Raw genomic sequence first — 19695 nt, forward strand, 5'->3', positions numbered from 1 at the left:
TTCAAACGACTCGCCGTCCGCTGGGAACGCCGCACCGAACTCCACGACGCCTTCGTCTCCCTCGCCTGCAGCCTCATCTGCTGGCGGCGCCTCAACAAACCCGAATCATGATCGTGTTACGAGCTCTAAGGTGTCCACATGCCGAGCGTCCTGGTCGTGGAAGACGACCCCAGCATTCGCCAATCACTGATCGAGGTCCTGACGGAGCACGGACATGTCGTCCGCAGCACGGGCGACGGGTTCGGCGCCCTGCGGGAAGTCACCCGGGCACGCGTCGACGCCGTGGTGCTCGACCTGGGCCTTCCCGATCTGGACGGGGCGGACGCACTGCGCATGATCCGGGGCATATCCTCCGTCCCCGTGCTGGTGGCCACCGCCCGGGACGACGAGGCCGAGATCATCAACCTCCTCAACGCGGGCGCCGACGACTACCTGGTCAAGCCCTTCTCCGGGGGACAGCTCATCGCGCGCCTCTCCGCCGTGCTGCGGCGGACCGGTCAACTCCCCGGCGCCGCGGGTTCGGCGGGCATCGGCGCGGCCCCCACGTCCGATCCGCTGCACCCCGTCCTGGTGGGCGAACTGGCGGTGGACCCGGGTGCCCGCACCGCCCACCTGGCGGGCCGGGAGCTGCGTCTCACGCGCCGGGAGTTCGACCTGCTGGCCTTCCTCGCCCACCACTGCGGCCACGTCGTCTCCAAGCGGCGGCTGCTGACCGAGGTCTGGCGGGAGCCGTACGTGGACGACCAGACCGTCGACGTGCACCTCTCCTCCCTGCGGCGCAAGTTGGGCGAAAGCGCGGCATCCCCGCGCTACCTGCTCACCGTCCGCGGCGTCGGCATCAAGCTGGTGGCACCGCGTTGAGGCGCTCACTCGCCGGAGTGGCGCTCGCCGTCACCTCCATGGTCGCCCTCTCCTTCCTCATACCGCTGGCCGCCCTGGTGATGTCGCTGGTCAAGGAGCAGGCCGTCACCGCCGCCGAACAGCGCGCCGCCGCCCTGGCGCCCGTCCTGACCCTGACCACCGATCCGTCCGCCTTGCGGGAGTCCACCGCCGGACTCGACGCGGCCGACCGCCTCGTGGTCCATTTGCCGGACTCCGGCCCGCCGGGCAGCTCCAAGGCCCCGAGGGCCCTGCTCGAACGGGCCCAGCGGGGGCGGGAAGCGATCTCCCAGGAGATCCCGGGAGGCTGGATATGCCTGCAACCCGTAGTGCTCCCCGGCGACCGCGTGGCCGTCGTCGAGAACTTCGTCCCGGAACGGGAACTGACCCACGGGGTCAAGGAATCGTGGGCGGTCATGCTGTTCCTGGCCGTGGGACTGATCGGCGGTTCCGTGCTGGTCGCCGACCGCCTCGGCGCGAAGGTCGTCAGGTCGTCGAGACGGCTCGCGCAGGCGTCTCGCGCCCTCGGCCAGGGGGACCTGGACGCCCGGGTGGAGCCGATGGGCCCCCCGGAACTGCGGGACGCGGGAGTCGCCTTCAACGCGATGGCCCGGCGGATGACCGAACTGCTCGCGGTGGAGCGCGAACTCGTCGCCGACCTGTCCCACCGGCTGCGCACCCCGCTGACCGCCCTGCACCTGGCGTCGGAACGCATGGTGGGGACGCCCGAGTCGGCGAGGGTCGAGGCGGCGGTCGGAGAGCTGGAGTCGGAACTCCAGGCCATCATCGCCGCGGCGCGCACCCCGCTCGCCGTGGGACCGATGGGACAGGGCATGCTCTCCGGGGACGCGTCCGGGGAGTCTCCCGCCGCCCCGAAGGCGTCCGGTCCGCGCTGCGAGGCCGCCGACGTGGTGCGTCGCCGCACCACCTTCTGGTCCGTCCTGGCAGAGCAGCAGAACCGTTCCTGCACTCTGGCCCTGGCCCAGGAGCCCACGACGGTCGGCCTGTCCGACGACGACATCGCCGCCGTCGTGGACGCGCTCATCGGGAACGTCTTCCGCCACACCGCGCCCGGAACGCCGTTCGCCGTCCACGTCGTACGTACGGCGCAGGCCGTGAAGCTGGTCGTGGAGGACGGCGGCCCGGGCATCCCCCGACCGGACCGGGCGCTGACCCGCGGGAGCAGCAGCGGTTCCACCGGACTGGGGCTCGACATCGCGCGGCGGGCCGCGACCGTGGCGGGCGGCTCGATGCACATCTCCCGCAGCCGACTGGGAGGCGCGCACATCGCCGTGACGTTCGCACTGGCCCCGTCGGCCCCGTCCGCGCGCCCCTCCCGCATGTCCCGGCGGCGGCCGGCATGGCCGCGCGGCCGGCGGGGCCTGTGGGGGCTTCGCCGGAACTGACCTCGCGGCGGCGCCGCTCGGCGGGCCGACACCTCGCGCCGCGTGCCCCGTCCGGGTCATGCCACGTCCGGGCCGGCCGCTCCCCGGGGTGGACGGGGTCGGTCAGCCCAGGAGGTTGCCGTAGTACCCGCCGATCCGGCTGTAGTAGGCAGGGTCCTCGATGTGCTTGTCACCGATGAATTCGGGGGCGGCCTTGATCTGGTCCTTCGTCCGGTCGACGTGGATCGTCTTCTCCGCCGCGTCGACGCGGCTGACCGTGCCCGCCGGGAGAAGGACTTCCCGGCCGAAGATCCAGGGGCCGGTGTCCACGACGACGTAGGACGAGTCGACCTCGTCCGAGTGCTTGCTCACCTTCCCGATCGACCCGTCGGCCGCCTCGACCTTGTAACCCGTCAGATCGAGGGCCTCGACGCGGCCCGCCCCCTCGCGGTAACCCCATACGTTCACGTTCACGGGCAGATCCTCTCTTCCGGTAGCGGACGGGCGCCTGCCCCCGCGCACCGGCGGGGGCGGCACTGCCTCCCGCCCGCCTGCCCCGCACGGCGCCGCTCACACGTCGGCGGCCGCCGTCGCGCAGGACCTTGCGACCGGGCTACCGGCCGACAGGGACGCTTTCCCGCTCGGCGGCCGACGAGCGCTGTGAGGGCAATGGCGGGTGCGTGCGAGGTTCGCTGTCGGGGGTTTCCGCTCGCATGTCCTCGACGGCCTTCGTGAGCCCCGTACGCAACAGCCGGCTCACCGGCCGCTCGATCAGACGGTGGATCAACCATGCCAACACGAGCATGAAGCCGATGACGGCGAAGGCGAGGGGGACCGGTGCCATCTCGTCGCGGAAGTGGTGGATGATCGTCAGTCCGGCCATCATGTGCACGAGGTAGAGCGGGTACGTGAGCGCTCCGGCGTGCGGCAGCCATCGCCACTGGACGCGGTCGAGGAAGCCCAACGCGATGGCCGCCATCAGGACGAAGCCGAGTGCGATGACGAGGTGGGCCGGCCAGGCAGGCAATCTCTCCCCGGCCTCCTTGCCCAGGTTGGAGGCCATCCGTGCCTGCACATGGGTCTGTGCGAGGAGGAACTGCAAAACGACCATCCCCCACAGCAACATGTTCGGCTTGAAGCGGCGCATCAGATAGAAGGCGATGCCCGCGATGAAATACGGGGAACAGGTGGGGATCGCGAAGAAGGCGAGAACGCCGTCACCGGTCGTGGGCGCGACGATGCCGGCCAGTGTCCACAGTCCGCAGAAGGCCACGCAATTTCGATACGTCACACCCATTCGGATGACGCATGCGAAGAGGACGTAGAACTTCAGCTCGACGAACAGCGTCCAGTACGCGTCATCGATGTGAGGCACACGCAGGCCTCCTTGCAGCATGGTGAGGTTCACGAAGACGTCGCTGACCTTGCCGATCCTGCGCACCTCGGGCCAGTTGAACAGAACGAGGGCCGTGAACGCCACGCCGGCCCAATAGGCCGGGAAGATTCGGGATATGCGGGAAACGGCGAACTGCCCGAGGGTCCTCCCCCACGCACTCATGCAGATCACGAACCCGCTGACCAGGAAGAATATCTCGACCCCGAGCCAGCCGTAGGCGGCCACCCTCCGCCCGTGCGGGAATATCTCCGCGGTCGCTCTCCCCCACGCGCTTTCCAGTACGAGGTAATGATAGGAAACGACGAAGAGCGAGGCCGAGAGGCGCACAAAGTCCAGAGCCGCCAGCCGCCGCCCCGAGGGATGTTCCCGTGGCGTGAGAGCTTCGGCTTTCGGTTCGCGCACGAATTCCCCCATTGTTACGTGCATGACAATCAGACCGGGATACTCTACAGGCGGCAGCGGAATTGCCCCTGCCCGGGGCGGAAGGGTCGGTCCCGCGCCGCGGGCGGGGCTCTCAGGGGAATGGGCCGGGGAGCGCGGGCAGTCGGCGCCGAAGGCCCGGATAGCCTTGGCCACGGGGGCACACGGGGCGGAACGTGGCCGACCCAGCAGCCGTCTACATATCTGTAGACGCTATAGTCGGCACCGGCGGCGTCCAACTGCCCCGGGAGAAGGGGTTCCGAGCCTGATCGCGCTGTCGCGCGCCTTCGCGGTCCGCCGCGAAAGCACAGCGTACGCGCACGCGGAACGAGGCCGGGGTCCTCCACCGACCGCGCCCGCCGCACCCCCAGCCCACGCGGTGGTCCAGCGCACGCTTGGCCAGCGTCATATCGAACCAGCCCCAGGGACGGACCCATTGAGCACCATCGACATCGGTCAAGCAGCCGTTCTCGGCATCGTCGAAGGGGTCACCGAATTCCTGCCGGTCTCCTCCACCGGCCACCTGAAGATCACCGAGGGCCTGATGGGCATCCCGGTGGACGACAAGGCCGTCGTCGCGTTCACCGCCGTGATCCAGGTGGGAGCCATCGCCGCGGTCCTCGTGTACTTCTTCAAGGACATCGTGCGCATCATGGCCGCCTGGGGACGCGGTCTCGCCAACCGCGAGGAGCGGTACCACCACGACTACAAGTTCGCCTGGTGGGTCATCTACGCCACCATCCCCATCGTGGTCGTGGGACTGGCCGCCAAGCCCCTGATCGAGGGCCCGCTGGCCTCCCTGTGGGTGGTCGCCGGTTCCCTGATCGTCGGCAGCGGTCTGATGTGGGCGGCGGACCAGATGGGTCGCCACAAGCGCGGCGAGGACGACACCGGCCTCAAGGACGCCATGTTGGTGGGATGTTCGCAGATCCTGGCGCTGCTCTTCCCCGGCTTCTCCCGCTCCGGCGCCACCATGTCCACCGGGCTCATCCTCGACCTCGAACGCGTCGCCGCCACCCGACTGTCGTTCTTCCTCGGCATCCCCGCCCTGACCGGCGCGGGCCTGTACGAGCTCAAGGACGCCGTCGGCGCCGGTGTGGACACCGTCCCCCTGGTCGTCGGCACCGTGGTGTCCTTCGTCGTCGCCTACGCCTCGATCGCCTGGCTCCTGAAGTTCGTCGCCAAGCACTCGTTCAACGCCTTCGTCCTCTACCGGATCGCCGTCGGGGTCCTGCTCTTCGGCCTGCTCGGCACCGGCGTCCTGACCGCCTGACGCTCGTCGCGCGCGTTCGGCGCCGAACCAGCGGGCGGCCACGGCTCATCCCGGCGCACAGCCTGGTCAGCGCGCGGGCTTCCGGTCCACCGACGCACTCGCGGTCGGTCGGTGGACCGGGTCGTTGTCTCCCCCTCGCCCGAGGATCGTCTACAGTGCGGTAGACCACCGGCGGGCGGTGGCGCCCGGTTGACCGGTCCTGCGCGCCCGGCCGTCTTCCGCCCGGCCGCCTTCCGCCCGAGTCCTCCGAGAGGCCCCGCCGCATTGGCCGCTTCCGTGCCCAGCGTCGCCCTCGACCCCAGGGTCGATCCGCTCGACGCCGCTCCCGTCCCGGTTGCCCCGGGGGTACCGGAGAGAGGCCCCCTGCGCCCCCTGCCGGCCGTCGCGTGACCCGCGCCGGGCTCGCCCGCCGGGCGGGATGGGTGGCCCTGGCCGCCATGGCGCTCTTCGCACTGCTGACGGTATGGGTCGTGCGGGCCCCGGACCACCTGCTGCCCCCCGACGCGGCCTTGCACCGCTGGTCCGTGGAGCACCGCCCGGCCCTCGCCTCCGTATCGGCGCGGGTCCTCACCGACACCGGCACCGGGGTCATCCCGTACGCCCTTCTCCTGGCGGCGGGCCTGTACGCGGGCCGCACCACCCGGCAGCGCGCCTGGACGGCGGCCGCACTGATGCTGTGCCTCGGCGCGGGTCAGGCCCTGCGCTACGCGGCAATGATGCTGATCGCCCGCCCGCGTCCGGCGGTCGGCGACTGGGTCACGCCCGCTTCGGGGTGGTCCTTCCCCTCCGGCCACTCCACCACGGCCGCGCTGACAGCCGGACTGTTGGTGACGGCGCTGTTCCAACGCGGCTCCCGGGTACCCCGGACCCCCGTCGTAGTGGTCGCGCTCTGGGCCACGGCGGTCGGCCTCACGCGCGTCTACCTCGGGATGCACTGGTTCACCGACGTGCTCGGCGGCTGGCTCTTCGCCACCGCCTGGCTCTCCCTCCTCGGCTGCGCCTATCTGGGGGGCGTAGGCGACCGACGCCAGGCCTCCGACTGACGGGAGACGGCGCGGTCCCTGCGAAGAAGGAAGAGCCCGACGGGTCGAGATCGCACCGCCGGAGGGCGCCGGGCCCGTCGTTCCGGACGGACGCCCTGTCCACCCGCCCGAAGTGGGCCGCCACCTTGGCTCCGGGCGCCCGGAGGGCCGGGCGGGCGCTTTGAGGCACACCCCGGCCGCCCGCCCCGGGCCGCCCGGTATCCGGCGGCCGGGAAGCGCTCGATCAGCGACACGGGCGCGGGCGACCGCCCCCGCACGCTGCACCGCTCAGTGGCGGTCCTGTTCGATGGTCCGGAGCAGGTCCGCCGCCACGCTCACCGCGATCGTGGCGGGTTCCTTGCCCGTGATGTCGGGCATGCCGATCGGGGTCTTGATCCGGTCGATGGTGGCGGCGTCGTGGCCACCCTCGGTGGACAGACGGTGGCGGAACCGCACCCATTTGGCGGCCGAGCCGATCAGACCGATCGAGCCGAGGTCTTCCGTACGCAGGGCGGCGTCGCACAGCGCGGCGTCCTCCGCATGGTCATGAGTCATGATCAGGACGTGGGTACCGGGCGCCAGTTCCGCCAGTACCTCTTCCGGAAGCAGCGGTACGTGGTGCACGTGGACCTGGGCCAGCGCGTCCTCCAGCACACCGAGCCGCTCGTCGGTGAGCATGTCCGAGCGGGTGTCGGTGAGGTGCAGGTCGATATTGTGCCGAGCGAGAATCCGTGCCAGCTCCAAGCCGACGTGCCCGACGCCGAAGATCGCCACCGTCGGGACCACCGGCAGCGGTTCGATCAGCACGGTGACGGCTCCGCCGCAACACTGCACGCCGTGCCGGTTGGTGACCTTGTCGTTGAGCGCGAACTCCATCAACTCGGGCTGCGGATCGGGCGTGCCGATCAGTTCGCGGCCCCGATCGATGGCGACGGCCTCGATGTTGCCGCCGCCGATGGAGCCCCAGGTCTCGGTCCGCCCCACGACGAGTTTGGCGCCGGCGCGGCGGGGCGCGTGGCCGCGCACGGTCGCGACGGTCACGAGCGCACCGGGTTCCCGGCGTGCTCGCAACCGCGCGACCGCGGCCACCCAGGTCATGTCAGGCATTGCTCAAAGCGCTCGCGGCGGTCGGGGCCTCGCTGTCGCGCCGCTCCTTGGCTCCGCGCGCGGCCTCGATCGCCCAGTAGACCGCCTCGGGTGTGGCGGGAGCCGCGAGCTCCACGCTGGCACCGGCCGGTCCGAAGGCCGCGGCGGCCTGCCGCAGCGCCTCTCGTACCGAGAAGGCCAGCATCAACGGAGGCTCGCCCACGGCCTTGGAGCCGTAGACGGCGCCCTCCTCGGTGGCGTTCTCCATCAGCGTGACGTTGAACTCCTCGGGCATCTCCGAGAAGCTCGGCAGCTTGTAGGTGCTCGCCGCCTGGGTCAGCAGTCGACCGCGGTTGGGGCCGTCACCGGTGTCCCAGCGCATGTCCTCAAGCGTCAGCCAGCCCGCGCCCTGCACGAAACCGCCCTCGACCTGACCGATGTCGATCATCGGGGAGAGGCTGTCGCCGACGTCGTGGACGATGTCGACGCGCCGGATGCGGTACTTGCCGGTGAAGCCGTCCACCTCCACCTCGGCGGCGGCGGCGCCGTGGGCGAAGTACTTGAACGGCGAGCCCCGGAACGACTTCGCGTCCCAGTGCAGCCCCTCGGTCCGGTAGTAACCGGCCGCCGACAGTTGGACCCGCTGGAAGTACGCGGTGCGGACCAGGTCGTCCCAGGCCAGCTCCTTGTCGCTGCCGAGGACACGGGCGACGCCCTCGACGATGCGCACGTCCGAGCCGTTGGCACCCAGCTGGGAGGCGGCGACCTGTACCAGCCGCGCGCGCAGCTGCTCACAGGCGTTCTTGATGGCCCCGCCGTTGAGGTCGGCGCCCGAACTCGCCGCGGTGGCAGAGGTGTTGGGCACCTTGTCCGTACGCGTCGGCGCCAGCCGCACCTTGTGCAGCGGGATGCCCAGCGTGGTCGCGGCCACCTGCATCATCTTGGTGTGCAGGCCCTGGCCCATCTCGGTGCCGCCGTGGTTGATCAGGACGGAGCCGTCCCGGTAGATCAGTACCAGCGCGCCGCCCTGGTTGAAGGCGGTGAGGTTGAACGAGATGCCGAACTTGATGCCGGTGATCGCGAGCGCCCGCTTGGTGTGCGGGTGCGCGGCGTTGAAGGCCGCGATCTCGCGCTTGCGGTCGGCGATGCCGCCGTTCTCCTTGACCTGGTTCCAGACCATCGCGATGCGCTCGGGCTGGGTGACCGGCTGCCCGTACGGCGTGTGCTGGTCCCGCTGGTAGAAGTTGCGCTCCCGCAGCTCCATCGGGTCCAGACCGAGCAGCGGCGCGACCCGACCGAGGATGTCCTCGATCACGAGCATGCCCTGGGGCCCGCCGAACCCGCGGAAGGCGGTGTTGGAGGTCTTGTTGGTCTTGGCGATACGACCCGCGATGCGCGCGTTGGGTATCCAGTAGGTGTTGTCGATGTGGCACAGCGCACGGGCCGTCACCGGCTCGGACAGGTCCAGGCTCCAGCCGCCGTCGGCGGTCAGGGTGGCGTCGAGGGCCTGAATGCGGCCCTCGACGTCGAAGCCGATCTTCCACGTGGCGTGGAACCCGTGCCGCTTGCCCGACATGGTCAGGTCCTGGGTCCGGTTGAGGCGCAGCCGGACCGGCCGGCCGGTCAGCTTGGCTCCGAGCGCGGCGATGGCCGCGAAGCCGTGCGGCTGCATCTCCTTGCCGCCGAAGCCGCCGCCCATCCGCAGACACTGCACGGTCACCTCGTGACTGTGCAGGCCGAGGACGTGCGCGACGATCTCCTGCGTCTCCGAGGGGTGCTGGGTGCTGCTCTGGACGAAGACCTGCTCGGCCTCGTCGATATGGGCCAGCGCGCAGTGCGTCTCGAGGTAGAAGTGCTCCTGGTCGGAGAACTGGAACTCGCCGGTGAACACGTGCGCGGAGTCGGCGAAGCCCGCGTCGACGTCACCGGCCAGCATCACGGGCCGGGCGCCGTGGAAGCTCTCGGCCGCGATCGCCTCCTTCAGCGTGATCACGGACGGCAGTTCGTCGAGTTCCACCTCGACGGCCTCGGCACCGAGCCGGGCGGCCTCAAGGGTCTCGCCGAGCACCCAGGCGACCGCGTGACCGTAGAACATGACCTCGTCGGGGAACAGCGGTTCGTCGTGCTTGATGCCGGCGTCGTTCACGCCGGGCACGTCGGCGCCGGTCAGCACACGGACCACGCCGGGCACGGCGAGCGCGGGCTCGGTGCGCAGTGCGGTGATCCGCCCGTGGGCCTTCATGACCTGGACCGGGTACGCGTGCAGTACGTCCTTGGTGCGGTGCACCAGGTCGTCGGTGTAGAGCGCGGTGCCCGTGACGTGCAGGTTGGCGCTCTCGTGCGGCATGGAAACGCCGACGACAGGCTTTTCGGGGCGTTCGGACAAATGACTCATGACGACACCGCCTCGGTGGTCTCTGCGTGCAGCTTCAGCAGGCTCTTGCCGAGCATCGCGGCCCGGTACTCGGAACTTGCGCGGTGGTCGCTCATCGGCGTGCCCTGGGCCCGCAGCACCTGGGCGGCGGCCTCGACGGTCTCCGCGTCCCACGGCTTGCCCTCCAGGGCAGCCTCGGTGGCGAGCGCCCGGATCGGGGTGGCGGCCACGCCGCCCAGGCCGATGCGCGCCTTGCGGACGATGCCGTCCTCGATCTCCAGGGCGAACGCGACGGCCACGCTGGAGATGTCGTCGAAGCGCCGCTTGGCGATCTTGTGGAAGGCCGCGACCGGCGACAGCGGAAGCGGGATGCGCACCGCGCGGATCAGCTCGTCCGGACGACGCACGCTCTGCCGGTAGCCGGTGAAGTACTCGGCCAGCGGGACCTCGCGCTCACCGTCGGCGTCGGCGAGCAGCAACGACGCCTCCAGCGCGAGCAGCACCGGCGGGCTGTCGCCGATGGGGGAGCCGGTACCCAGGTTGCCGCCCAGGGTTCCGCTGTTGCGGATGAGCCGCGACGCGAACTGCGGGAACAGCTCGGCCAGCAGCGGGACGCTTCCGTCGAGGCGGCGCTCGATCTCGGTGAGCGTCACCGCCGCACCGATCTCGATGTGGTCGGATTCGACCCGCAGCTCACGCAGCTCGGGCAGCCGGTCGATGGCGATCACACACTCCGCCCGGCGGGAGCGGATGTTGACCTCGACGCCCCAGTCGGTGCTTCCGGCGACGACCACGGCCTCGGGGCGCTCGCGCAGCAGCTGCGTCGCCTCGGCCAGGGTGCGCGGCCGCAGGAACGTGCTGCCGTCCTGGGTGTACGCAGTGGCGGCCGGCTCGGGCGCGGCCTGCTCGCGACGCTGCGCCAGTGGGTCGTCCTCGGTGGGCGCGCCGACGGCGAACGCGGCGTCGCGAATCGGACGGTAACCGGTGCAACGGCAAAGGTTTCCGCTCAGCGAATGCAGGTCGAACCCGTTCGGACCGTGCTCGGCGTCGGCGTTCTCGGCCGAATCCGCGTCCGAAGCCGAGTCCGTGTGCGCGCAGCGGTCGGGCCGGTAGTACTCGGAGGCCATGCTGCAAATGAATCCCGGAGTGCAGTAGCCGCACTGGGAGCCGCCACGGACCGCCATCTCCTCCTGCACGGGGTGCAGGGTGGGGGGCAGACCGGGCTCACCGGCGGTGGCGAGGCCCTCCGAGGTGATGATCTCCTGGCCGTCGAGCGCCGCGGCCGGGACGAGGCAGGCGTTGACCGCCACCCAGTCGGTGGGCTTGTTCACCCCGGGACGGGCCACCAGGACCGAACAGGCACCACATTCACCCTCGGCACAGCCCTCCTTGGTGCCGGTGAGACCACGCTCGCGCAGGAAATCGAGCACGAAGGTGTGGGGCGCGTCCGGTGCAATGGGGGTTTCTTTCCCGTTGACCGTGATCCTCGCTGCTACCACGGCGCAACCTCATTTCGGTGCGCGGTCAAAGTGAATATCCTAGTCGCCATTTGCAGGAGCTTTCTATTTCGGTGGCGCAGCTCGAAAACCCGGGCGCACATGGGCACGAGAACAACGTGCCGAAGGCGGTGGGAGAGATCAGGAGATGCCGGGGCCCATGATCGGGCACGCCGGAAGGAGCGGCTACTCAGCAGCCGTGTGCGACACGACCCGGAACCCAGGCGGCCGTCTGAGCGAGGCGATGCAGGTCGGAGATGGTCGACATCCGACTTCGCCTCCTTCTTTCAACAGCTCACGAGTCGTTTCGCTCGAAATTACGTCGTGCGGGCCCATCGGTCAAGCGGAAGGGCGGGGACCGTTAACACTTGTCGGGGATCTGCGACAAACCGACCAATGGCCACCCAAACACTTGGACGATCATACAAAAGGATGGGTTGCGAGACTTCTCGCGGTGAATGTGTGATTGCGGTGGAACCTGCTTCCTCGACGTTGTCTCCCTCGACGTTGTCTACCACGGCACCCGGCGGCTCGTCCGCCCGTTCGCGCTGTTCGTCGGAACCCGCCCGGAACCCGCCGGACCGGGCCGGGATGGGCAGGAACCCGCTCACCGCAGGCACACCCGGGGGTCCGGAGTGCGGACCACAAACCCCGGACGGGGGCGGGTGATCGAGCCGTTGTGGGGTAGCCGTGCCCATGGCAACGGCACGAGACCGGTGACCACGGCGCACGGCCGACGACTGACGTTCCGTCGACAGCACACGAAGGAAGGCACGGTGACCTCGCAATGACCACGGTAGGGCGACAGGCCAACGCCACCGATGACTCGGTGAACGCACTGGTCTCGCGCGCCTCCCAGCAGATCTCGGAACTGGTCCGCGAGGAGATGCAGCTCGCGCGGACTGAGATGACACAGAAGGGGAAGCGCTTCGGCAAGGGCGGCGGCCTTTTCGGGGCGGCGGGTCTGATCGGCGTCCTGGCCGCCCAGGCGTTGGTGGCGACGTGCATCGCGGCTCTCGCCCTCGTACTGCCGGTCTGGGCCGCGGCGCTCCTCATCACGGCGGCCTTGGGCGCGATCGCCGCATGGATGGCGATGTCGGGGAAGAAGGAGATCGCGAAGGCCGGCGCGCCGGCGCCCGAGCAGACCATCGACAGCGTGAAGGCCGACCTGGCCGAGATCAAGGAGAAGGCGAAGCGATGACCGACGACCCCCGTACCCACATTGGCACGCCCACGCCCGAGGAACTGCGTGAGCAGATCCAGCACACACGTGACGATCTCGGGCAGACGGTCGAGGCGTTGGCGGCCAAGGCCGATGTCAAGGCACAAGCCAAGGAGAAGGCGGCCGCGATGAAGGAGCAGGCGGCGGAGAAGGCCGCCGTGGTCTCCGAGCAGATCCGCGCGAAGGCGGAGCAGGCCGCACGCCTGGCGAAGGAGAAGGCTCCCGAGCCGCTCCTCGACACGGGCCGTCAGGCCGCCCGCGTGGCGCGGGCGAATCGCACGCCGATGCTGGCTGCCGGGGCCGCCGTGGTGGTCCTCCTGCTGCTGCGTCGCAGCCGGCGCCGCCGCTAGGCCCTCTCGCCAGAGTCCCGCCACGATGCCGGCCCGTCCTTCGGGCCGGCATCGTCGCAAACGCCCTCGGGGAACCGCCCGGCGCGACACCGACCGCGTCATCGGCGCCGCCGGCGCACCGCACCCGTCCCCCGGTGCGGTGACCGTCCCGCTGCCGAATCGCGGACGGCCGATCCCCTGTATACGTCCCGAGCGGACGCGCCCGCACGTCCACCAGAGGGCCGGCGCCGGGACGGGACCGTGACGGGAACGTGGCGGTCCATGATCATCCGGCGGGATAGCGGGCCGGAGAGCGACGGCCCGGCCGCCGCCGCGAAGGGACCGTTCACCGCGCCGCTCGCGCTGAAGACGCCGGCGGACGCCTCCGAGACGCACTCCCCGGACGACGCCAAGACGCCGCTCCGCGTCACCCCGGTAGCGGTGGTCAAGGGGCAACCGACCTGCGCCTGGACGCGGGCAAGTCCGGCACCACCTGCAAGATCTATCTGGTCCGGAGAGCGTGCGGCCCGCGTTCGTCGGCTTCCAGGGCGACCGTGAGGCAGGCACCCCGAGCAACGAGACCGGCTCGGGTCCCCAGGCCGTCCGGAAGGCGGGCCGACGGGCCCAGCTCGGCCCGACGAACACGACAGGGCGGTGGCCTGCCGCCCCTCCTACGGAAGAGGGGAACAACAGGCCACCGCCCGGCGGTCGTCAGTGCGCCGTTGCCGTCCGCCTACCAGCGGTACCAGCGGCCGCTGCCACCCCTGGGGCGGGCGACGAAACCGATCAGCCAGAGCACCAGAACGGCGATGGCGACCCACCAGAGGATCTTCACCGCGAAACCGGCACCGAAGAGGATCAGGGCGAGCAGAAGAACGAGAAGCAGGGGAACCATGGTTATCAACCTCCGAAGCACCTTCTGCCCGACCGCTCCCCACCCATGCAGCCGATTCTTATGTGTTTCTTATCCCCACGAGCGGGCATCAGAGGGCACCGCATCCGCCGAGCGGTGTGGGCCGGCTCCGGGCGAAATCCCCTGGCCCGCGCGTGTTCCGACTGCTTGGATACGGCCATGAACAGTGCTCTTCCGGACGGATACGAAATCTCCACCGACCCCGAGCGTCTTGATCGCGAGCTGGTGCACCGCTGGCTCTCACAGGACGCCTACTGGGCCCTCGGCCGCCCCCGGGAGAAGCAGGACCTGGCCATCGCGGGGTCCCTCAACTTCGGTCTCTACGACAGCGTTTCCGGGGTCCAAGTCGGCTACGCCCGCGTGGTCACCGACAACGCCACCTTCGCCTGGCTCTGCGACGTGTACGTCGACCCCGCCGCACGCGGCAAGGGTCTGGGCACGTCCCTGGCCACCGCGGTCAGGGACCACCTGGCCCCGTACGGACTGCGCCGCATCATGCTGGCCACCGCGGACGCCCATGGGGTCTACGCCAAGGTCGGTTTCGCACCGCTGGAAACGCCGGAGAAGTGGATGGCGTTCGGGGAACAGTGAACGCCGCTCCCCTCCCCCACCGTGTTCACCGTGCGGCGTCTACCGTTTGAGGTAGGCCAGTACGGCCAGCACCCGGCGGTTGTCGTCCGCGGACGGTTCGATCCGCAGCTTGGTGAAGATGGCGGCGGTGTGTTTGGCCACCGCGCTCTCGCTGATGAAGAGGGTCTGCGCCACGGCGGCGTTGGAGCGGCCTTCCGCCATGAGCCGCAGTACGTCCAGCTCGCGCGGGGTCAGCTGCGCGGTGGTGCCGCGGGCGTCGCTGCGGGCGAGGAGCCGTGCGATGACCTGCGGGTCCATCACCGTGCCGCCCGCCGCCACGGTGCGCACCGCGTCGACGAACTGGGTGGTGTGCGTGATCCGGTCCTTCAACAGGTAGCCGATGGCGCCTTGGCCCCCGGCGAGCAGTTCGTGGGCGTAGAGCTGGTCCACGTACTGGGACAGCACCAGGACCGGCAGCGCCGGCCGGGAGCGACGTGCCTCCAAGGCCGCCTGGAGGCCCTCGTCGGTGAAGGTGGGGGGCAGCCGGATGTCGACCACCGCCACGTCCGGCTCTTCCCGGAGCAGCGTCCGCAGCAGCGCGGGGCCGTTGTCGACCGCCGCGACCACTTCGAACCCGTGGTCCTGGAGGGTGCGCGTCAGCCCGTCCCGGAGGAGGAAGAGGTCTTCGGCAAGGACGACGCGCACGGTATCTCCAAGGTCACGGTGGTGGGGCCGCCCCGCGGACTGTGCAGGGCCAGGGTTCCGTCGAAGGGGTCCAGCCGGCGCCGCACGCCCCGCAGGCCGTTTCCGCCGGGATCCGCACCGCCGCGTCCGTCGTCCTCGACCGTGACACGCAGGACGCCGTCCGTATGGTGGAGTCGGATGCGGACCTCCGGGGCGCCGGAGTGCTTGGCGGCGTTGGCGAGCAGTTCCGCGATCGCGAAGTAGCCCGCGGACTCCAGCGGGGCCGGGAGCCGGCCGGGCAGGACGGCCTCGACGTGCACGTCGAGGTGGCTGTCCAGGGCGAGCGAGCGCACCGCGTCGCCCAGACCCCGGTCGGCGAGTATCGGGGGCAGGACACCGTGGACGAGTTCGCGGAGGTCTTGGAGGGCCCGTTCGGAGGTGGCCCGTACCTCGTGCAGGAGGGCGCGGGCGGCCGGGGGGTCCACGTCGAGGAGTCTGGTGGCCTCGGCCAGGGTCATGCCCAGGGCGACCAGCCGAGCCTGTGCCCCGTCGTGCAGGTCCCGCTCGATGCGCCGCAGTTCGGCGGCCTGGACGTCGAGGACGTCGGCGCGGGAGCCGGCGAGGTGTTCAATGCGGCGGACGAGTTCGGTGGTGTACGGGGCGGCGAGCAGTCGTACGCTCCAGCGGGCGTGCAAGCGCAGCGCCACGGGGGCCAGGTACCGCCCGGCGGCCATGAACGCGAGGCCCAGCAGGAGGGCGGCCGACATCGTCGGCGTCGAGTCGACCAGGACGAAGGCGTACCAGTTGCCGTCACCCAGGAGCCGCCAGACGAAGGGTTGCACGGCCGCGCCGAAGAGTCCGTACTCGACGAGGGCCGGCGGCACGACGGCGAGCAGCCCGCCCGTCCACGGCTCCAACCAGGCCCAGCGCAGGTCGCGCCAGAACCCGTCGTCGCCGAGGATGGCGCGGGCCCGTCCCCGGCGGCCGGTCGCGCCCTCGGAGGGGACGGCTCGGGTCGGCAGGGGCCGGGGCGGCCTGATCGCGACCCCCGTCCGGCGGGTGGCCCGGTCGCGGTAGCGGTCGGACACGCGACGAAGGGCCGCTGCGGCGGGCGGGAGCAGGACGAAGCCGACGCCGATGGGCAGGAGCAACAGGGCCCCCACCACGAGCGCACCCGCCCCGGACACGGCGAGTGCGGCGAGTGACAGCAACTGGCAGCGGCCGACGTCGGCCAGTGCGCCTCTGAACCGGGACCGCTCACCACTGATCCCAGACCGCACACCTCTGGTCCCGGCTCGCTCGCCGTCTTCTGCCATGCCCGCCTGTGGTTCCGTCATATCAGCACGCCGTCGGCGTCGTTGCGGCGGTGATCCTATCCGGCGATGCCACCGTGCGGCGGGCGGAGACGATCCAGGGGACTGCCGCGGCCAGACAGGCGGCTCCGAAGACCACCATCGGCGCTGCCGCCGGGGACTTCTCGTCAGTCACGAACAGCATGCCCAGGTTGACCAGGGTGTGGAAGCCGCCCGCGAGCAGCAACCGGTTGCTCCGCACGTGTTCCAGGGCAAGGCCGAGGATCACGGACATCGTGACGGTGGCCAGGAGGAAGCCGGCCGCGTATGCCGGTCCTTGGGAGAGGGCCGGTACGTGCCACAGGCCCCAGGCCGCGCCGACGAGGACGGAGGCGGCGAGCGGGCCGAAGCGGCTGCGCAGCAGCGGCTGGAGGCAGCAGCGCCATCCGATCTCCTCACCGCAGGCGCCGACGAGCTGCGCGACGACGACCAGGGCGACGGGGTGTGCCACCAGGGCCGCGGGGGCGGTGACGGGGAGCGAGCCGGTCGTCAGAAGGCCGCCGCCCGCGCACAGGGCGGTGATCAGGACTGGGATGAGCAGGAGCGCGGCCCTGCCGAGGACGGGGTCCCGACCCTCGCGGCCTGCCTGTCCCCGGCCGCGGGCGGGCAGGGTTCCCGCGAGCCGGTTCCTGATCCGGCCGGGCCACAGCAGTGCCACGGCCGCCACGGCGACGGCGGGCCCGAACTGGGTCAGTTGCAGCACCTCGGGCGGGATGCCGGTCGCCGGTTGCAGGGCGCCGCACACGCCCGCCGCCACGAAGGCGACGGCGAGGAACACCCCTGACTGCGCGGCCCAGCGCGTCCGCGGCTCCCGCCGCCGGTCCTGCTCTTCGTCCGGCACCATGCCCGGCCCTCCCGTGGATCGATCGCGGCGTGTCCGTCACGCCCGCCTTCGACTCTGCCGGTACGGGTCCGGGTCGACCGTGCACGTGGATACCGAAGGGGGGTGTACCCAAGTGCACCCCCGGGTCGCACCTAGGGCGCGTCGGTCGGGGCCGCCGCGTGCAGGGCTGCGGCCAAATAGCGCCGTACGACGTCGAGTTCGGCCGAAGTGAACTCCTCGGACGCCTCGACCAGGCTGCCGATGAGAGGGCCGAAGAAGGACCAGCCGAGCTCGACAGCCTTCTCCTCCACCGCCACCAGCACGCGCCGTCTGTCGCGTTCGTCGCGGACGCGGCGTACGAGGCCCGACCGTTCCAGCCGGTCGAGCAGGGCGGTGGTGCCGGCCGAGTTGAGCTTCAGTGCCTCCCCGAGACGCCCCGGGGTGACGGTGTCGCCCACCCGGTCCGCGTCGAGCAGCCGGATCAGGGCACGCAGGTCGGTCGGATGCAGGCCGTTGCGTGCGGCGAACTCGGCTGCGCGCAGGTGGAGTTCCACCGTGACCGCGCGCAGGAGGTGGACCAGCCGCATGGCAGGGGTGTCGTCATCGCTCACTCGACTACTATCTCGCCGAACGAGATACTCGGTCAACAAGACGAATCCCGGGGAGCCTCCGTGTCCGCATCCCATGACTTCTTCGCCGCCTACGACACACTGCTGGCCCGCTGGCCGGCGGGCACCACCGAGATCGACGTCCCGACCCCGTACGGCACGACCCGCGTCCACGCGTACGGGGCGGCCGAGGGTACTCCGCTCGTCCTTCTGCACGGCGGCGGCTCCACCGGCGCCGTCTGGTTCGCCAACGCCGCGGCGCTCGGCGCGCACCACCGGGTGCTCGCCGTCGACATCCTCGGCGACGCGGGCCGCAGCGTCCGCGCGGGCCGCCCGCTGCGTACCACCGCGGACTTGACGGCCTGGCTGGACGCGGTCCTCGACGGCCTCGACGTCTCGCGAGCCCACCTGCTCGGGCACTCGTACGGGGCCTGGCTCGCGTTGACGTACGCCCTGCACGCGCCAGAGCGGGTCGACCGGCTGGTGCTCCTCGACCCGACCCAGTGCTTCGCCGGCTACCGACCCGGCTTCCTGCTGCGTTCGCTGCTCCTGCTGGTGCGGCCGAGGGCGGCTCGCGCGCTCGGCTACCTCGACCACGAGACCGCGGGCACGGACACCGACCCGGACTGGAAGCGGCTGTTCGCCCTGGCCGTCTCCGATGTCCCGCACCGCAGGCTGGTCGTCGGCCGCCGCCCCGACCCAGGGGCGTTGCGTGCCCCGCTGATGGTCCTCCTGGCCGGCCGGAGCGGCGCCCACGACCCGGGGAAGGTCGCGGCCCGCGCCCGCGCGGCGGTAACGGGTGCCCGGATCGAAACGCTGCCGCACCTGACCCACTACGCCCTGCCCACCGCGACCCCCGCCGCAACGAACCGCTTGATCACAGAGTTCCTCACATCCGTCGAGGGGCCCTCGCAGTCCCCGGGCCGGATGAGGGGACCGGGCGACAGGCCCTCTTGACCACCGGTGCGCAGGGACGGCCGCCACCCGGCACGCGACCGCGCCTCTGACAGAATCGCCATATGGCCGACGACGACACGGACCGCGGTTACCTGCTGGACAACCGGCAATCGGAGGCGGGCATCCGGTTCGCGGCTCTCGGCGAGCTGTTCGATCGGGTGACGTTCCGGCACGTCGACGAGCTCGGCATCAGGGCCGGGATGCGGTGCTGGGAGGTCGGCGCCGGCGGCCCGTCCGTACCCCTCGGTCTGGCCGAGCGGGTCGGCCCCACGGGGAGCGTGATCGCCACCGACATCGACGTGTCCTGGACCCGGGACATCGCGGGTGGTGTGATCGAGGTGCTGCGCCACGACGTGGCGGCCGATCCGCCGCCGCCCGGGGGCTTCGACCTCGTCCACGCCCGACTGGTCTTGGTGCACGTCACGGACCGCGCCGAGGCCCTGCGCCGGATGGTCCGGGCGCTGCGACCCGGCGGCCGGCTGCTCTTGGAGGACGCCGACCCCGGCCTGCAGCCGCTTGTGTGCCCGGACGAATCGGGTCCCGAGCAGCAGCTCGCCAACCGGCTGCGGTCCGGCTTCCGCGCGTTGATGGCAGCGCGCGGCGCGGACCTCGCCTACGGGCGAACTCTGCCCAGGCTGCTGCGCGAGGCCGGTCTGGTCGACGTCCGGGCCGACGCGTACTTCCCGCTCACCTCGCCGGCGTGCGGCGTCCTGGAAGCCGCGACCGTACGGCAGATCCGCCACCTGCTGGTGGCGGAAGGGCTCGCCACCGACGAGGAGATCGACCGCCATCTCGCGAACGTCTCGACCGGTCGACTCGACCTGGCCACCGCCCCGATGATCTCCGCCTGGGGACGTCGTCCCTGACCTGGAAGCCGTGGCGACTGTCCATACCCGCCGATATCCT

Annotated in this window: 19 protein-coding genes and 1 pseudogene; 10 read left to right on the forward strand and 10 right to left on the reverse strand. The window is 70.9% G+C overall.

The window, feature by feature from the left end; genetic code table 11:
- The 3 genes and pseudogenes from E6R62_RS41215 to E6R62_RS26785 form a co-directional block, all read left to right on the forward strand.
- A pseudogene (locus tag E6R62_RS41215) lies at window positions 1-111 on the forward strand (IS5/IS1182 family transposase); the annotation flags it as partial.
- A 27-nt stretch (window positions 112-138) separates the two neighbouring features.
- On the forward strand, window positions 139-861 hold the full coding sequence (locus tag E6R62_RS26780; protein WP_136216051.1) for a response regulator transcription factor: 723 nt from the start codon (window positions 139-141) through the stop codon (window positions 859-861).
- Window positions 858-2285, forward strand: coding sequence for a HAMP domain-containing sensor histidine kinase (locus E6R62_RS26785; protein WP_136216052.1), 1428 nt, complete (start codon window positions 858-860; stop codon window positions 2283-2285). Before E6R62_RS26780 ends, E6R62_RS26785 begins: the two co-directional genes overlap by 4 nt.
- 102 nt (window positions 2286-2387) lie before the next feature.
- Here E6R62_RS26785 and E6R62_RS26790 read toward each other — a convergent pair whose 3' ends face one another.
- Together E6R62_RS26790 and E6R62_RS26795 are read right to left on the reverse strand one after the other, a co-directional pair.
- Complete coding sequence (locus tag E6R62_RS26790) at window positions 2388-2738, reverse strand: PRC-barrel domain-containing protein (protein ID WP_136216053.1); 351 nt, start codon at window positions 2736-2738, stop codon at window positions 2388-2390.
- Between the two features lie 139 nt (window positions 2739-2877).
- Entirely contained in the window at window positions 2878-4062 is a 1185-nt protein-coding gene (locus E6R62_RS26795) for an acyltransferase (RefSeq protein ID WP_240801921.1), read from the reverse strand.
- Window positions 4063-4516: 454 nt separating this feature from the next.
- On the opposite strand from E6R62_RS26795, the gene E6R62_RS26800 reads away from it, so the two are divergent.
- Both E6R62_RS26800 and E6R62_RS26805 read left to right on the forward strand, forming a co-directional pair.
- Window positions 4517-5353 carry an undecaprenyl-diphosphate phosphatase gene (locus tag E6R62_RS26800; protein ID WP_136216055.1) on the forward strand — a complete coding sequence of 279 codons (837 nt, stop codon included), beginning with the start codon at window positions 4517-4519 and terminating at the stop codon, window positions 5351-5353.
- A 386-nt stretch (window positions 5354-5739) separates the two neighbouring features.
- The gene (locus E6R62_RS26805; protein WP_240801922.1) at window positions 5740-6396 is read left to right on the forward strand and encodes a phosphatase PAP2 family protein; all 657 of its coding nucleotides are present in this window, start codon (window positions 5740-5742) and stop codon (window positions 6394-6396) included.
- Between the two features lie 267 nt (window positions 6397-6663).
- Here the strand turns inward: E6R62_RS26805 and xdhC are convergent, their stop codons facing one another.
- From xdhC to E6R62_RS26820, 3 genes are read right to left on the reverse strand one after another with little or no spacing between them, the layout of a single operon-like run.
- Entirely contained in the window at window positions 6664-7473 is an 810-nt protein-coding gene (gene xdhC, locus E6R62_RS26810) for a xanthine dehydrogenase accessory protein XdhC (RefSeq protein WP_136216136.1), read from the reverse strand.
- Between the two features lies 1 nt (window position 7474).
- Complete coding sequence (gene xdhB / locus E6R62_RS26815; protein WP_136216056.1) at window positions 7475-9856, reverse strand: xanthine dehydrogenase molybdopterin binding subunit; 2382 nt, start codon at window positions 9854-9856, stop codon at window positions 7475-7477.
- Window positions 9853-11334, reverse strand: a complete 1482-nt coding sequence (locus E6R62_RS26820) for a xanthine dehydrogenase small subunit (protein ID WP_136216057.1) — start codon at window positions 11332-11334, stop codon at window positions 9853-9855. The genes xdhB and E6R62_RS26820 overlap by 4 nt, the downstream gene beginning before the upstream one ends.
- A gap of 784 nt (window positions 11335-12118) precedes the next feature.
- Between E6R62_RS26820 and E6R62_RS26825 the strand changes: the two genes are divergently transcribed.
- Window positions 12119-12532: a phage holin family protein gene (locus E6R62_RS26825; protein ID WP_136216058.1), complete on the forward strand. Its 414-nt coding sequence runs from the start codon at window positions 12119-12121 to the stop codon at window positions 12530-12532.
- Window positions 12529-12903, forward strand: coding sequence for a DUF3618 domain-containing protein (locus E6R62_RS26830; protein ID WP_136216059.1), 375 nt, complete (start codon window positions 12529-12531; stop codon window positions 12901-12903). Before E6R62_RS26825 ends, E6R62_RS26830 begins: the two co-directional genes overlap by 4 nt.
- 712 nt (window positions 12904-13615) lie before the next feature.
- On the opposite strand, the gene E6R62_RS26835 is transcribed toward E6R62_RS26830, so the two are convergent.
- Window positions 13616-13777 (reverse strand): hydrophobic protein, encoded by a 162-nt coding sequence (locus tag E6R62_RS26835; RefSeq protein WP_136216060.1) that lies wholly within the window; start codon window positions 13775-13777, stop codon window positions 13616-13618.
- A 177-nt stretch (window positions 13778-13954) separates the two neighbouring features.
- On the opposite strand from E6R62_RS26835, the gene E6R62_RS26840 reads away from it, so the two are divergent.
- Window positions 13955-14386 (forward strand): GNAT family N-acetyltransferase, encoded by a 432-nt coding sequence (locus tag E6R62_RS26840; protein WP_136216061.1) that lies wholly within the window; start codon window positions 13955-13957, stop codon window positions 14384-14386.
- 39 nt (window positions 14387-14425) lie between these two features.
- On the opposite strand, the gene E6R62_RS26845 is transcribed toward E6R62_RS26840, so the two are convergent.
- The 4 genes from E6R62_RS26845 to E6R62_RS26860 form a co-directional block, all read right to left on the reverse strand.
- Complete coding sequence (locus E6R62_RS26845; protein ID WP_136216062.1) at window positions 14426-15070, reverse strand: response regulator transcription factor; 645 nt, start codon at window positions 15068-15070, stop codon at window positions 14426-14428.
- Complete coding sequence (locus E6R62_RS26850) at window positions 15022-16329, reverse strand: sensor histidine kinase (protein WP_240801923.1); 1308 nt, start codon at window positions 16327-16329, stop codon at window positions 15022-15024. Before E6R62_RS26850 ends, E6R62_RS26845 begins: the two co-directional genes overlap by 49 nt.
- A 58-nt stretch (window positions 16330-16387) precedes the next feature.
- A complete protein-coding gene (locus E6R62_RS26855; RefSeq protein ID WP_136216064.1) occupies window positions 16388-17245 on the reverse strand; it encodes a CPBP family intramembrane glutamic endopeptidase in 858 nt (285 codons plus the stop codon).
- 131 nt (window positions 17246-17376) lie between these two features.
- Window positions 17377-17811 carry a MarR family transcriptional regulator gene (locus tag E6R62_RS26860; RefSeq protein WP_136216065.1) on the reverse strand — a complete coding sequence of 145 codons (435 nt, stop codon included), beginning with the start codon at window positions 17809-17811 and terminating at the stop codon, window positions 17377-17379.
- An 84-nt stretch (window positions 17812-17895) separates the two neighbouring features.
- On the opposite strand from E6R62_RS26860, the gene E6R62_RS26865 reads away from it, so the two are divergent.
- Window positions 17896-18789 carry an alpha/beta fold hydrolase gene (locus E6R62_RS26865; protein WP_240801924.1) on the forward strand — a complete coding sequence of 298 codons (894 nt, stop codon included), beginning with the start codon at window positions 17896-17898 and terminating at the stop codon, window positions 18787-18789.
- 62 nt (window positions 18790-18851) lie between these two features.
- Complete coding sequence (locus E6R62_RS26870; RefSeq protein ID WP_136216067.1) at window positions 18852-19655, forward strand: methyltransferase domain-containing protein; 804 nt, start codon at window positions 18852-18854, stop codon at window positions 19653-19655.
- Window positions 19656-19695 lie beyond the last annotated feature (40 nt).

Source organism: Streptomyces sp. A1136 (genome assembly GCF_004795055.1).
Classification (GTDB): domain Bacteria; phylum Actinomycetota; class Actinomycetes; order Streptomycetales; family Streptomycetaceae; genus Streptomyces.